13 protein-coding genes are annotated in these 15,202 nt (G+C 39.8%); all 13 read right to left on the bottom strand.

What is annotated here, in order from left to right:
- Positions 1–338: 338 nt before the first annotated feature.
- Entirely contained in the window at positions 339–641 is a 303-nt protein-coding gene (locus J7E52_RS17615; protein WP_214749265.1) for a hypothetical protein, read from the bottom strand.
- Between the two features lie 151 nt (positions 642–792).
- Complete coding sequence (locus J7E52_RS17620; RefSeq protein ID WP_214749268.1) at positions 793–2,043, bottom strand: ABC transporter permease; 1,251 nt, start codon at positions 2,041–2,043, stop codon at positions 793–795.
- On the bottom strand, positions 2,036–2,935 hold the full coding sequence (locus tag J7E52_RS17625) for an ABC transporter ATP-binding protein (protein ID WP_214749271.1): 900 nt from the start codon (positions 2,933–2,935) through the stop codon (positions 2,036–2,038). The genes J7E52_RS17620 and J7E52_RS17625 overlap by 8 nt, the downstream gene beginning before the upstream one ends.
- A 444-nt stretch (positions 2,936–3,379) precedes the next feature.
- Positions 3,380–4,141, bottom strand: coding sequence for a DeoR/GlpR family DNA-binding transcription regulator (locus tag J7E52_RS17630; protein WP_214749274.1), 762 nt, complete (start codon positions 4,139–4,141; stop codon positions 3,380–3,382).
- A 120-nt stretch (positions 4,142–4,261) separates the two neighbouring features.
- Positions 4,262–5,557 (bottom strand): class II aldolase/adducin family protein, encoded by a 1,296-nt coding sequence (locus J7E52_RS17635; RefSeq protein ID WP_214749278.1) that lies wholly within the window; start codon positions 5,555–5,557, stop codon positions 4,262–4,264.
- A 15-nt stretch (positions 5,558–5,572) separates the two neighbouring features.
- Positions 5,573–7,030: a rhamnulokinase gene (gene rhaB, locus J7E52_RS17640; RefSeq protein WP_214749281.1), complete on the bottom strand. Its 1,458-nt coding sequence runs from the start codon at positions 7,028–7,030 to the stop codon at positions 5,573–5,575.
- Positions 7,030–8,694: a ribulokinase gene (locus tag J7E52_RS17645; protein ID WP_214749284.1), complete on the bottom strand. Its 1,665-nt coding sequence runs from the start codon at positions 8,692–8,694 to the stop codon at positions 7,030–7,032. The genes rhaB and J7E52_RS17645 overlap by 1 nt, the downstream gene beginning before the upstream one ends.
- A gap of 94 nt (positions 8,695–8,788) precedes the next feature.
- Entirely contained in the window at positions 8,789–9,826 is a 1,038-nt protein-coding gene (locus tag J7E52_RS17650) for an autoinducer 2 ABC transporter substrate-binding protein (RefSeq protein ID WP_214749287.1), read from the bottom strand.
- A 69-nt stretch (positions 9,827–9,895) separates the two neighbouring features.
- On the bottom strand, positions 9,896–10,870 hold the full coding sequence (locus J7E52_RS17655; protein WP_214749290.1) for an ABC transporter permease: 975 nt from the start codon (positions 10,868–10,870) through the stop codon (positions 9,896–9,898).
- A gap of 15 nt (positions 10,871–10,885) precedes the next feature.
- Entirely contained in the window at positions 10,886–11,869 is a 984-nt protein-coding gene (locus tag J7E52_RS17660) for an ABC transporter permease (protein WP_214749294.1), read from the bottom strand.
- Positions 11,866–13,413, bottom strand: a complete 1,548-nt coding sequence (locus J7E52_RS17665) for a sugar ABC transporter ATP-binding protein (RefSeq protein WP_214749297.1) — start codon at positions 13,411–13,413, stop codon at positions 11,866–11,868. Before J7E52_RS17665 ends, J7E52_RS17660 begins: the two co-directional genes overlap by 4 nt.
- 23 nt (positions 13,414–13,436) lie before the next feature.
- Entirely contained in the window at positions 13,437–14,408 is a 972-nt protein-coding gene (gene rbsK / locus J7E52_RS17670) for a ribokinase (RefSeq protein WP_214749300.1), read from the bottom strand.
- Positions 14,405–15,094 carry a ribulose-phosphate 3-epimerase gene (rpe, locus tag J7E52_RS17675; protein WP_214749303.1) on the bottom strand — a complete coding sequence of 230 codons (690 nt, stop codon included), beginning with the start codon at positions 15,092–15,094 and terminating at the stop codon, positions 14,405–14,407. Before rpe ends, rbsK begins: the two co-directional genes overlap by 4 nt.
- Positions 15,095–15,202 lie beyond the last annotated feature (108 nt).

The raw sequence follows: 15,202 nt of genomic DNA on the forward strand, positions 1-15,202 counted from the left end.
TCGTTTTATAACTTTTTCTATTCTTTAGCTAAGAAACGCATATTTTGTAAGTTGAACTATCCAGAACCCTTTTCGCCAATAACCTCTTTGCCTAAGAATACAAGTGAATAATGGGGTGTAGGACGAATAAACCTGAACGGTCGAATAACTGCCTGATCGGTCGAATAATGTGCGGTGTAGGTCAAAAAAGTACTCCGGCTGAAAGCGACTGCGACTTTTTTAAAACAACTGCAGGCAAACCCGCTTTTCCTTCGAGTTTGCCTGCAGTCTGAACGAGGATACTAATTGATCCTCAGCGTTTTTATTTTCATTTAATTTAAGATTCCAAAATGTGATTATCACAGTTCTTTTGAAATATTATTATTCCTTTTCTTTTTCACTAAAAGAATGATGGCAATCACAAAGGCTACTGCGCTATATATCCAGGTATACATAAAGGCAAGGCCCAACCCGATATTTGCATCCAAATAGTCGTTTTTCACATGATCTATGGCTAAATATAAAAGCGGTGCAGCTCCAATGATGAACAGGATGACAAAGAGGACATTCTTTTTCGGATTTTTGCTTGATAAAATAATAATGATGAAGGATAGCAAGAGAAACGCTTCTGAAGCTATCGTCAACGTTACCAGATTGCTCATAATAATTCACTCCTAATCGTGGTTGCATAAATGGAATATATTTGTTCCCTTATATCTATGCTGCTTTTCGTTCCTTTTTCATAAATCAATATTTTTATCTTATTAAAAAACCTGAATACCTCCAACAGGAATGAAGGATCCAGGTTTCATGTTAATTTTTCTTTGATAATTGCAAGGCATTCTTGATGCTTTTCAGTGATTTTGAGCTTCCATACATCAAGACTCCACCGCGATAGATTTTTGCTCCGATTATTCCAAGTAAAACAATGGTTAAGATCAACACTGCGATGCTGATGGCGATTTCCCAGAATGGAACTTCAAGCATCCCTACACGCAAGAACATGATCATGGGCGTGAAAAATGGAATGAATGATGTGATCGTAATATAACTGGCTGACGGATTCCCCAGTCCAAACATTGCAATCATGAAGGCGATGACAACCAACATGGTCATCGGTGAAATCATTTGCTGGACATCTTCAATTTTGCTGACCACGGAACCAAGGCATGCCGCAAGAGTCGCGTACAGAAAATACCCAAGCAAAGCGAAGATGATTGCATAAATGATCGTTGAGATATCGGTGCTGCCGAAACCGAAAAATGAAAAGAATCCTTCATCCATACCTGTCAAGTTTTGTTTAATCGAGAAATAGCCCACCCCAAAAAATAAAATCATTTGAGTAAGACTAAGCAAAGCGACACCCATTATTTTGGCAAACATCTGTGTGACTGGCGGGACACTTGAAATCAGGATTTCCATGACTCGTGATGTTTTCTCAGTAGCCACTTCCATTGCTATCATCGTTGCATACATCAACACACCGAAGTAAATGACGAATAGGAGAACATACACGAGACCTCGTGCTTGATTGAGATCCTCTTCCGTTTTTGCATTTTTCTGAAGCGCAATCGTATCAAATGCTGGCGGCGTATTTAATTGAGCAATTTGCTGCTCTGTCAAATTCAATTCCTTGGCGGTTATTTGACCCTTCAATTGGGTTAGCGCTAAAAGCAAATCATTACTTACCGCAGAATCTGAAATTTGATTCGCTTTATACGTTCCCTTGAAGCCGAGGGTTTCATCCTTTTCGATTAACAAATACCCAACGATTTCTTCCGTGCTGACCATTTCCTCCGCTTCCTTTTCATCCTTGGCGGATATTATCGATAGGTCATCGTTCACACCTGCTACCGCTTTTTTATAAGAATCAAATAAGCTGCCTTCAGTCTGATCGATGACGGCAACCTTTTCCTGATCATCACTGTCGAATTTATCAATAAGATTCGAAATATTCGTTAGGACAAGAATCAAGGCCATCATAATGATTGTAGAAATGATAAAGGATTTCGTTTTTAATTTTGATAGATATGTATGGGAAAGGACAATCCAAAAGTTATTCATAGACGGCACCTATTTTTTCAATGAAAATATCCGTCAGCGATGGTTCTTCCAATTCGAACTTCCGGACGAAACCTCTTGGTACAAGATCACGAATCATGTTCTCGGCCACATCTTCACCAGTGACTTGTAGAATCTTCCCTTCCATCGTGTTCTTGACTTTTGTTACACCTGAATAATCATCCAAGAAAGATAAGTCAAAATCAGCTTTAATTGAGACATTCTTTTTACCAAAAGAACGCTTGATTTCTTTTAATTTTCCAGCCACAACAGGGGAACCTTTATGCATGATGCAAAGATGCTCGCACATCTCCTCGACATGCTCCATGCGATGGCTCGAGAAAACGATCGTCGTGCCGCTGTCCCTTAAGTCGATGACAGCTTTCTTCAGAATTTCCACATTCACTGGATCAAGTCCGCTGAAGGGTTCGTCAAGGATAAGTAATTCAGGTTTATGAATCATGGATGCGATCAGCTGGATTTTTTGCTGATTACCCTTTGAAAGCTCTTCGACTCGCTTATCGATATACTCGGGTACCATAAAGCGGTCTAGCCAATACTCCAACTCTTTCAAAGCATCCCGTTTGTTCATCCCTCTTAATCTAGCCAAATAGACAATTTGATCGCGGACCTTCAGTTTTGGATATAGTCCGCGCTCCTCAGGAAGATAGCCAATCAATGAACTGGTCGTATAATCGATTTTCTTACCATTCCAGATCACTTCCCCTTCAGTGGGGTCAAGCAGTCCGAGTATCATCCGGAACGTAGTCGTTTTCCCCGCTCCGTTCCCACCTAAAAAACCGAACATTTCCTTCTCGGGAATCGTTAAATCAAGCTGGTTGACAGCTGTGAATTCCCCGAATTTTTTCGTAACCTCTTTGATTTGTAAAGCCAATGCACAACCTCCTATTATATGATTCTTATTATATGTTACCGGAAAGGTTTTCCAATTTCAACTATCACCAAGGAGCAAATAAATCTTCTTATTCCCTTCGATTATATGTAAATTTCTAAAAAATATTTCACTATCTAGCCCCATGAAAGGAAAAACTACCTCTTAACGTTTCACGTTTGCCCTTTACCTTAATAGTATTTTCTCTGCGAAACTTAAGACAAATCCCCATTTCCCTTCCTTAATGGTAACATGGTCAACATTTTCACATCCCCGTACGTCTCCTGCCTACCCCTAACAGCGAGCATGTTACTAAACTGAAAAGTCCATTTTTTAAAAAAGAGGCAACAAAAAATAGGTTGGGTAGCGTAAAGATGCCCAACCTCTATAAGTTATAGATTGCTCGATTTAAAGGACACATTTCCCAACTGTCGCTAATGAGTCTATCTATTTTACAATCGTTACTTTTACATTTCTTTTTTCAAGCGATTTTCTTGATACTTCGTCTATTTCTCTATCCGTAATGACCTCATCCACTTCACTCGGCGGAACGATTAATGAAAACGCCTTTTTTCCAAACTTTGAGGAATCCACCATCAGGATCACGGCATCCGACCTTTCGATCATTTTCTTTTTTAGTAAAGCCTGCCCCTCATTAGAATCACTGAGTCCTTCTTCTAAGTGAATCCCCTTGCAAGACAAAAACGTTTTGTTGACATGATACATCGTTAATGATTTCTCTGCTATTGGACCCACAAATGATAAAGACTTTGACAGCAACCTTCCTCCGGTTGAAATTACCTCTATTTTTTCTTTTTTACTCAATTCCATAACCACTTTGGTGGAATTGGTAATAACCGTTAGCGGTATGTTTGGTAACGCTTTTGACATATACCAGGCAGTTGTACTTGCATCTAAAATAATCCTGTCACCTTCCACTACGCGCTTTGCCGCTTCATATGCTATCACTTTTTTTTCGTTGACATTTGTTATCGCTCTTTCGGAAAAATGGATTTCCGAATCATCTTCTTGCAGGCTAACGGCACCGCCGTGGCTGCGTATTAGTTTTGTTTCTTTCTCAAGCTTTTCGAGATCACGACGGATTGTTTCCTCTGTAACTGAAAAGATTTCACTTAATTCTGTAACACGAATACTCGAACGTTCATTTACGAGTTCGACAATTTTTTGGTGTCTTTGGGCTATAAGCATACCAACTTTCTCCTATCTATATAATCTTTGTTTTCTTTTGTTTGTTTTTGTATTGTAACATATATAAAGCCCTCTATATAAATAGAGAGCTTAGGAACTGCTTTTTTTCATTGATATAAGTTATTTGGCAATTAGCTTAAAACCTTCAATAATTTCTTCAATATCTTCATCACTAATATCGATTACTTCGCCAATACTTTTAGCGTACACCAATGCTTTTGCGCTATATTCAGCTACTTCTAGCCTATCAAATACACTCAGTAAACTTTTTCCTGAGACAACTGCATACCCATTTTCAATTAATAGGACAGGATTATCCTCTGCCAGTTTATCCGCAATCATTCTATTATGATCTTCTCCCATTCCAAAAGGCACTTTATCTATATCCCGAAGAACAATGTAGGCCTCTGGAATTATGTGTGTATTATATTTAACATCTGTCACTGCATAGGCCATTAAAAATCTTGGGTTGGCAATGATTACGGATGTAAGCTCCGGGTTTAACTCATATATTTTTTGATGAAGCTCATAAAACTCACATGGTTCCTTGCCAGCTTCACTAAACTCCTGATGAACCAGAACCAATTCATCTTCCTTAATATATTTACGGTCCTGTTGAGAAGGCGTGATTAAAATAGATCCATCTTTAAGGCGTGTTGAAAAGCTGCCTGAGATACTTGTAAAAAGCTGACGATCGTATAACCGTTCCAACAACCTGATCATTTCTTGACGGCAAGAAATTTCTTCGGCAGAATGGTGCTTCATTTCTATCTGTGTTAATTTATCCACTTTATATAAATCTATTTCTTGTAAATTTTGTTCGGTCAGTTCAATTGGTTTCCCTATATTTCTCGCATTTATTTCCATACAAGCAGTATCTTCAAGGGTTTCAAACAACATAAAGGCATCAAATATAGTGGGTTTCCCTACCACAATACCATGATTCTCCAATATGACTGCATCCCCTCCTTTGGCAAATTCAGCCGAAATATTTTCTTTTAATTTGTCGCTTCCTGGGATTGCATATGGTGCAACCTGAAGAGAATCTGCTACACTCTTATATGCATGTAAAAGCAACTTTGGGTTTGGTCCTTTACGAGCCATACTAAAGGAAACCAATGCCGGGGGATGTGCATGTACGACAGCTTTTATATCGGGCCTTGCTTCATAAATTCCCTGATGAAAAGGAAGCTCTACCGATGGTTTATGTTTCCCTATGACTGAACCGTCCTTTTTGACACACATGATATCATCCATGGTTAATGTTCCTTTATCAATGCCCGATGGAGTAATCCAAAGGTCACCATTTTCATCTATAATAGAAAGGTTTCCTCCTGAAATTGTTGTCATGCCATACTTATAGACACGTTCCATGATCATAACAATTTGTTCGGCTGGATGCAGATTTTCATTCATACTTTATCACTCCTATTATTTATATTCTTTCATGGAAATTGCTTGTTTGAATTTTTCAATCAGGGATGATCCAATTTTTTCTTTTGGCTCATATTTTTTAATAAGGAACGAGTGTTGTATTAACTTACGTGCCGATTGTAAATCGCTTATTTCATTGCCTGAAATCATTTGAACTAGTATATTCCCAATCGCCGTAGCCTCTGTTGGTCCTGCGTATATGGTTTTCCCACTAAGGTCTGCCGTAAGTTGATTAACGAATTCATTTTTCGCTCCTCCACCGACAATATGAAGTTGCTCGATTCTTTTCCCGGTTATCTCTTCTATTTGCCGAATGGACATCGCATAAATAATAGACATATTTGTAAATATACAGTTCGCTAATTCGCCCACTGTATGTGGAATCTCCTGATTCGTCTCCCGACAATACTGCTGAATTTCTTGAATCATATTTTCTGGATTTAAAAATCGTTTATCATTAAAGTTGATGAACTGCCTGCACTCATTTATTTTCTCTGCCTCATATACAAACTGCTCGAAGTTATAGTCTTCCTTCAAATGTCTTCTGACTTCTTGAATAACCCACATGCCAATGATATTTTTCAGAAAGCGGAAGGTTCCGTATGCACCCCATTCATTTGTATAATTGTTTTTAAGGGCTAACTCATTCACTATCGGTTTATCGCTTTCAATCCCAAGCAACGACCACGTTCCGCTACTAATATAGGCCCATTTCTCTCCATTACCAGGTGAACCGACTATGGCGGAAGCAGTATCATGTGAAGCAACGCTAATCACTTCTGTATCGGGAAGATCAAAAGTAGAAAAACGTTCTTTCATCAGTTTCCCTAATCGTTCTCCCGGATTAGCAAAAGGCGGGAATTGATCTTTTGATAGTGCAATCAGGTTTAGTAACTCTTCATCAAACTTCTTCGTGTTTAAATTCAATAATTGCATCGAAGAAGCACTTGTAACTTCTGTGACCTTTTTTCCCGTTAGGCAGTAACCTAAATAATCAGGCACAGTCATGACGTTCCTAGTGACTTTCAGGTTCTTTATATCTTCTTCGTACAATTGGTATAACGTGTTAAATGATAAGAATTGAATCCCCGTTTTTTGATAAATGATTTCTTTAGGTAGTGTTCTTGTGACCTTTTCGATTGTATTTTCGGTGCGCTTATCACGATAAGAGATAACTTCTTGCACTCTTTGTCCATCATCATCCAACAATACGTAATCCGTTCCCCACGTATCAATGCCAAGTGTACTGTGGTCGTATCCAAGCTTTTTTGCTGATTCTAACCCCTTTAAGATTTCATTCAATAAATGATCAATATCCCAAAAACATGTTTCATTTTGGGTGGTGAAACCATTCGCAAATCGATGGATTTCTTCAATTACTAATTTCCCGTTCTCCATTTTCCCTAAGACCAGCCGGCCACTTGAAGCACCAATATCCACCGCGATATGTATCATTAGTCCACACTCCTCAATTTCTTTAAACCATGCATTATGGAAATGTGACCACGGCCAAAGAAGTCATGCAGTTCTAAATAATAAGCATAGAGTTGTTTATAAATCCTTACATTTTCTTTAACCGGTATGAAAGTCTCTTCTTTTACTTTTGCCATTTTAGATGCTGCCTCCTCTATGGAATCATACCCACCATTTATTCGGCCGGCAGCCGTTGCAGCGTATATGGCTGCTCCTAATGCAACCACTTGTTCCCCATCCGCGATTTTAATTTCGCGATTTAAAATATCGGCATATATCTGCATTAATAGTTTATTTTTTTGAGGTAATCCGCCACAGGCAAACAAATCGTTTATCTCTATACCGTCATTCTCAAATGTTTCAAGGATCCTCCTAGTTCCAAAAGCTGTTGATTCTAAAAGTGCACGGTATATTTCTTCCGGCTTCGTAGAAAGAGTAATCCCTGCAATGACACCCGACAAGTTCGCATCTACCAGGACTGTTCGGTTGCCATTCCACCAATCTAACGCCACTAACCCTGATTGACCAGGCATTAAGCAGGAAGCCTTTTTTTCCATTAGGCCATGTAGATTGACACCTTCTTGCTCTGCTTCTTTCTTTACATACTCCGGAACAGCTTGCTCAATATACCATGCAAACGAATCGCCAACAGCCACCTGTCCCGTTTCATAACTGAATGATCCGGGAATTATTCCATCTTCCACTACTCCACAAATACCCTCTACTGTTTGTTTTTTCTCAGAAATTAACATGTGGCAAGTAGAGGTTCCCATCGTCATCACAAATTGGCCTGGATGGACAGCTCCTACAGCTGGAACACCTGCATGGGCATCGATTATAGATACAGAAACAGCCGTACCAGGTTTCAACCCCATCTTCTTAGCCATCCCTTCTGTTAAACCACCCGACCGCCCAGCGATGGGTAAAACTTCACCACGCATTTTTGTATCCAGTATATCTAGAAGACGTTCATCAATAGCCGCTAAAAAAGCAGGGTCCGGATAACCATCTTTTTTATCCCAAAGTGCTTTATAACCGCTCATATTACTGCTGCGTACCAGCTCATTCGTCAGACGGAAGGTAATCCAATCCCCGGCTTCCATAAATAGATCAGTTTCTTCATAGATATCAGGTGATTCACGCAACACTTGTAATATCTTAGGGAACATCCATTCAGAAGAAATTTTCCCGCCATATCGTTGCAGGAATGGTTGATTCGTTGCCTGTGCAATGCGTGTAATATCATCCGCTTCTTTTTGTGCGGCATGATGTTTCCATAATTTCACCCAACTGTGAGGGTCCCTTTTCCATTTCTCATCAAAACAAAGGGGATCTCCCTTCTTATCAATTGGCAAAATGGTACATGAGGTAAAATCGATTCCAATGCCTATCACATCATTCGCATCTACGCCACTTAACCGAATCACTTCAGGAACAGAAGTGTATAAAACGTCCAAATAATCACCAGGATGCTGGAGAGCCCAATCTTTTTCAAGTTTACGTCCGTCTGGAAGCCTATTAGACATTACTCCATGACGATAAGGTGTAACATGTGTAGCCATTTCATTTCCGTTCGCTATATCCACTAACAGCACTCTTCCTGATTCAGTGCCATAATCAATTCCAATTGTATATCTCTCATTCATCCCTTCAACATCTCCTAACATGCAAGTCACTCAATGATTTTTAATAAAAAACCCCCTCTAGATAGTTGAGAGGGGACATTAGGTCTATCTAACATTAAAAATTAAAATCAGCTGCATTGTCTTTCGTAAAATCTGTCGGTGGTCCCATGATGATTGTTTTTCCATCTTCCCACACGTCAATTTCACCTACATTTTCAACTTTCAAACCATCTTCTGGTTTCTCCCCTTCAGCTAGGCGTTTGGCAAGGGCAACGGTTAAATAACCTAGTTTGTCTGGCTCCCAAAGAATGGCTACATCTAGAGATCCATCATTTAAATATGGTGAAGAGTCTTTCGGAAGAGCAGTTCCAACAACTGTAATATCATCTTGCAGTCCTTTCTCCTGAACAGCTTGGGCTGCCCCAAGAGGTGCCGGAGTAGAAAAAGCCATGATTCCTTTTAATTCAGGATTTGATTTTATTAAATCCAGTGTTTTTTGGTATGCCACCTGTTGTTTTTCATCTGTCGCGATTTTATCCGATACTAATTCAATACCAGGATAATTCTCTTCCAGTTCTTTTTTTGCTGCATCAATCCAGGTGTTTAAGTTGGCAGCTGAAAGCCCTCCTGTTAATATAGCGATTTGGCCTTTTTCAACACCCATTTGTTTTACAAGGGATTTAGCAATATGGCGACCGTATGCTTCATCGTCTATTTGGTGGACGGATAATTCTACAAGGGATTGGTCAGCTGGTGTATCCCAGTCCATTACAATTATTCCTTCATCCTTCGCCTTTTGAAGTACTGGTGAGAGTGATGCAGCGTCATTTGGTGCTACCGCGATTACATCCACATCTTGACTAATTAAATCTTCAATGACTTTTACTTGCTGTGCAGCATCTGGTTCCGTAGGTCCTGTGTAAATGGTATCCACACCAAGATCTTTACCTGCTTGAATCGCTCCTTTTTCAGAAGCATTGAAATATGGTATCCCCATTAACTTTGGAACTACGGCAATTTTCAACTTCTCATTACCCCCTCCGCCACTTGTTTCTTTTTCACTGTTTCCCGATGCTCCTTCTTGTGATACACAGCCTGCTAACAGTCCCCCAGCTAAAATAGCTGTTGCTAATATCCCCGTCATTTTCTTCATAATGATCCCCCTTGAATTTTTTTCTTATTTTTTTCAATAGTATTTTCAGAGATTACATGGTCCTGTACATTACGCTACAGAGTTTGAAGGTAAATTCTTTTGATTTTTTTCATCTAATTTCGTTTTCACGAAGTTTATGACCAATACCGTGATTAAAATAACCCCCATCATTACAGTCACGATCGAACGTGGTACACCCATTAAGTTCAATCCACTTGATAACATTTGGAAAATGACCACTGCGTAAACAGTGCCGATAACTTTGCCATAACCACCTTGAATTTCCGTTCCTCCAAGCACGGCTGCCGCTACACTTTGTAATAAATAAGAAGATCCCAGATCCACTTTTGCAGTATTATAACGGGATGTCATAATAATAGAAGCAATTGTGGCAAGAAGTGCCGCATATAAGTAAACCCTCATTAATACCGTGCTATTATTTACCCCTGAAAATAATGTGGCGATCGGATTGCTTCCCACCATATAAACGCTTCTGCCCCATTTGGTTTTTGACAGCAATATAGCTGTTAATATCGCAAATAGTACAAAAATGATGATGGATAGAGGAACGATCCCCATATAGTAACCGTTTCCAATTAAGCTATAACCCTCACTGAATCCTGAAATTGAATTTCCTTTCGTAATGCTTAAGATCACACCTTCAAAAAGGACCATCGTTCCGAGTGTCACCAGTATTGGCGAAACACCGATTTTTGAGATGAGTACACCGTTAATCAATCCGCAGCTCAGTCCGACTAAAACACCGATTAAGATTGCGCCGAGCATTGGGTATCCGCTGCTTGCCATAAGTGCGATTGTCACGCCAGACAAGGCAGCCGTATACGTAATCGATAGGTCAATCCCTCCAGTTACAATCACTACCATCATTGCTAAAGCGATTAAACCAAACTCCGGGAGCTGGAACATCATATTGGTTAAATTATTTGAAGAAAAGAATCCAGGTATCGAAAAACTCATTAACACAAACAAGCCTGCTGTAATTACACCTAAAGTATTTTCTTTTGATATTGAAAGCCGTTTCATTTTTCCACCTCTTTCTTACGCTTCCACTTCAATTTTGGCTAACTTATCTTTTGATCGCTTATATTGAATGTGGTCGTATGACACAGCCAGTAATATAATCAATCCAGTGAATACTTTTTGCCAGAAGGTATCAATTTTTGCCAAGATAAGACCATTTTGTACAATGCCTAGCAGAAGAACGCCCAAAACAGTTCCCAAAATGGTACCGCGCCCCCCCATGATGTTCGCACCGCCCAAGACAACGGCTGCTATGACCATCAGCTCAAGACCAAGCATTCCATTAGGATCCACAGCCTTTGTATATGCCGTTTGAGCAATGGCTGCTATTCCTGCAAGAAACCCCATATAGGAGAAGACAAATATTTGTACTTTGTCAAAATTTATCCCAACCCGAATGGCTGAATCTTTATTACCGCCAATCGCCAATACTTCGCGACCGATTAATGTGTATTTCAAAATATACCAAGTAAACAGAGCAACGGCGATAAAAATTAGAATGATAATAGATATACCAAATACTTCAAAACTAGCAAGCTTGATGAATACGGTTGGAAAACTGCTGCTGTTCAAATACTGTCCATTCGTAATGTACAACACGAGCCCATTAATGATACTCATCATTCCAAGTGTCACGACAATAGCTGGAATTTGCACCTTTGCAACAAGCAGTCCATTCAGTGCACCTAAACAAATCCCAAGAAATGGCCCAATCAAAAAGAGTAATAGTATAGAGATGGGATGGTCAGGCATGAGCATCATTACTTTTCCAACGATGACACAGACAGCGCTTGTAACAGCGGCGACGGATACGTCAATCCCGCCAGTGATGATGACAAGTGTCATACCCACCGCCAGAATTCCAAGTACAGAATTCCCTTTTAGTACATCCAGCAAATTGTCTACAGTTAAAAAATACGGGCTTAAGAATGTCAATGTAATACATAGAAGCAAAACAATCATTGCGACGCTGATTTCCTTCGACTTCAAAATCGCGTTCATGCACGTACCTCCTCTTTTAGCGGAAGCCCTTTTTTGGAAGGCGATTGAGAACCAAGCAGAGCATAATTCATGATATTTTCCTGTGTCGCTTCTTCTATTCCAAGTTCTCCGGCTATTCTTCCATGTCTCATGACCAAAATTCGATCACTGACAGCAAGTACTTCTGGAAGCTCTGAAGAAATCACAATAATGCCCATTCCTTCAGCAGCCAGTTCCCTCATTAACTTATGAATTTCTGACTTCGCCCCAATGTCAATCCCATTCGTCGGTTCGTCAATAATTAGGATTTGTGGTTTGGTAGAAAGCCACTTGCCGATCACGACTTTCTGCTGATTTCCGCCTGACAGGTCACCAGCTTCTCTTTTAGGCAAAGCCGGTCTAACATCTAGCGTTTTCATATAGTGATCAGCCAGCTTAACTTCTTCCTTTCGCTTAATTAATTTGAATTTATTTCTCAATTGTTTCAAAACAGGTAATGAAATATTATTGATTATGGACTGGCGAAGGATGAGTCCTTGCGTTTTTCTGCTTTCTGGAATATATGCAATCCCTTGTTTTACAGCATGTTCAGAAGACTTGATTTTAGTAGAAACCCCATTTATTTTCATACTTCCATCGTAGGGCCTGTTGACCCCGAATATCGCCTGTGCAAGCTCTGTTCTTCCAGATCCGACAAGTCCTGTAATCCCAAGGACTTCTCCAGCTTTCAATTCAAAGGAAATTTCTTTAAAGTTACCTTCTTTTGATAATCCATTCAGTTCCAAAAGAGTTTTTCCCGTTTTTCCTTTTACCATATTCTTTTTATATAAAATCTGACGTCCCACCATTAGTGTGATTAATTTATCTTCATCCAGTTCTTCGGTTTCGTAAGTGCCTACATATTTCCCATCGCGCAATATTGTAAATCGATCGGAAACAGTAAATAACTCTTTTAACTTGTGGCTGACAAAGATTATGGAAATTCCACGATCCTTTAATTTTTGTATAACTTTATAAAGCTTCTCAACTTCCCCGGTGGATAGGGATGAAGTCGGTTCGTCCATTACAATCAACTTTGAATCAAAAGCGAGGGCTCTGGCGATTTCAATCAGCTGCTGTTGAGCAATGCTTAATTTTTCAACGGGTGTATGAACATCAATCTCAAATTCTAGTTCTTTAAGTGCCCGTTTTGCTATATCCTCCATCTCCTTCCATCTAATCTTTTTCCATGGTTTTTTGTCACTATCCCGGCCAATATAGATATTTTCAGCTACAGATAGGTTTGAAAATAAACTTAAATCCTGATAAATGATTGAAATACCTTTTAGCGTAGCATCAATCGGTTTTTGAATTTCGGCTTCTTTTCCTTCAAAGTAAAACTTGGCGCCTGGGTCCGGTCGATAAATGCCAGCTAATATTTTAATGAGCGTTGATTTCCCGGCACCATTCTCACCTATTAGCGCATGAACTTCTCCTTTTTTCACTTCAAGCTGAACGCTATCCAGTGCTTTTACACCAGGGAAGGTTTTACTGACATTCGTCATTTGCAATAAGAAATCAGCCATGTTTCTCTCCTTTCCAACCTTACTCAGTCATAAATTTGATTCAGCTTTTGTTTTTTTCCATAGTAATTAATGTTATTGGCTTCACAAAAATGTTCCACTTCTGCTAGCGTGGGCACTCCATCTTGGGCCCCCATTTTCGTTACCTTCATCGCCGCTACAATTGAAGCAAACTCGGCTGCAGATTCGATCGTCTCCCCATCTGCAATGGCACAGGCAAGGGCGCCTGCGAACGAGTCTCCTGCTCCCACTGTATCAACAGCTTTGACAGCAATGGGCTCGATAAAGGTTGTTTCACCGTTTTGATAAACCAATGCTCCTTTGTGGCCCAACTTAATAATGCTATTCTTCACGCCAAAATGATTCTTAAAGAAAACACCCGCTTTGCATGCACTTTCCTTCGAGTTGACGTCTATCCCAGTCAACACTTTTGTTTCCTGCCAATTCGGCGTAATCAAATTGGCATACGTTAGTGCTTCTGTCGTTACCCCTTCTGCAGGAGCAGGGTCCAGGATAATAAACATATTTTTTTCTTTAGCCCTTTTCATGGCTTGTAGAACAGTCTCATCAGGAATTTCCATCTGTACAAGTAAAACAGCATAGTCATCACTGATGGTAGAAAAGCAATGGTCAATATCACTTCTTGTCAAATGTTGATTGGCCCCTTTAATGACAAGCATGGTGTTTTCTGCCGTAGCATCTACTGTAATGACTGCGCATCCAGTTGGATGTTCTGCAACATGTTTCAAGGAGGATATGTTCACGTTATTTTGAAGAAGAGAACGTTCTATTTCATGCCCGAATGCGTCCTCGCCAAGCGCACCGATAAGCTTTACTGGCTTTCCAAGTTTAGCGCACGTCGTTGCTTGATTAGCGCCTTTTCCACCACTTAATAGTTTCATATTTTCCCCGAAGAGCGTTTCCCCATGCGCTGGATACTGATTAGTGACTGCGACAATATCCATATTAATACTCCCAACCACTACAATCCCTCTCATGCACAACCCTCGTTTTTCATTTTCGTTTGCTCTAAGAATGACCGGAGTTGGCCAACGGCATCTTCCAGTGAAACATCTTTTTTAAATAAACAGGACGTACCGCAAACCAACATGCCGGCTCCATTTTGCAATACACCTGGAATGGTTTCGAACCCAATGTTTCCATCTACCTGAATATCAATTTGGTAGCCTTCCGATTGAATTAATTCTTTAATCTTTTTTATTTTCTTATACATAAGCGGTACAAAAGACTGTCCGGCAAAACCAGGATTCACCGTCATCACCGTTACATAATCGATTACATCCAATACATGTTCAAGCTCTGTGATGGGGGTTGATGGATTTAAGGCTACCCCTGCCTTAATCCCTTCATTCTTCAGTTTTTGTAATGATCTCTGTAAATGGGCAGTTGCCTCTGCATGAATGGAAATCATATCTGCCCCCGACTGAATGAAAAGATCTAAATGGTCTTCCGGTCTTTCAACCATTAAGTGAACATCAAATGGTTTATCCGAGAATTGCCTAATGCGTTTAATTAGATCCGGGCCCATTGTAAAATTAGGAACAAACGATCCATCCATTATATCTAGATGGAAGAAATCAACACCTGCACGGTCTAATTTCAATACTGATTCTTGTAAATTCCCCATATCTGCACACATAAGTGAGGGTCCAATTAAGGTCATAAAAACACTCCCGTTCCATTTCGTCTTTTATCAAGAAAACGTTTTCTTTTTGAAGGAAGCGCTTTCTTTATTGATACTTTCACTATAAATGGATTTGGCATAAGCTGG

Source organism: Bacillus sp. ISL-34 (genome assembly GCF_018613325.1).
In the GTDB taxonomy this organism is placed as follows: Bacteria; Bacillota; Bacilli; order Bacillales; family DSM-1321; genus Peribacillus.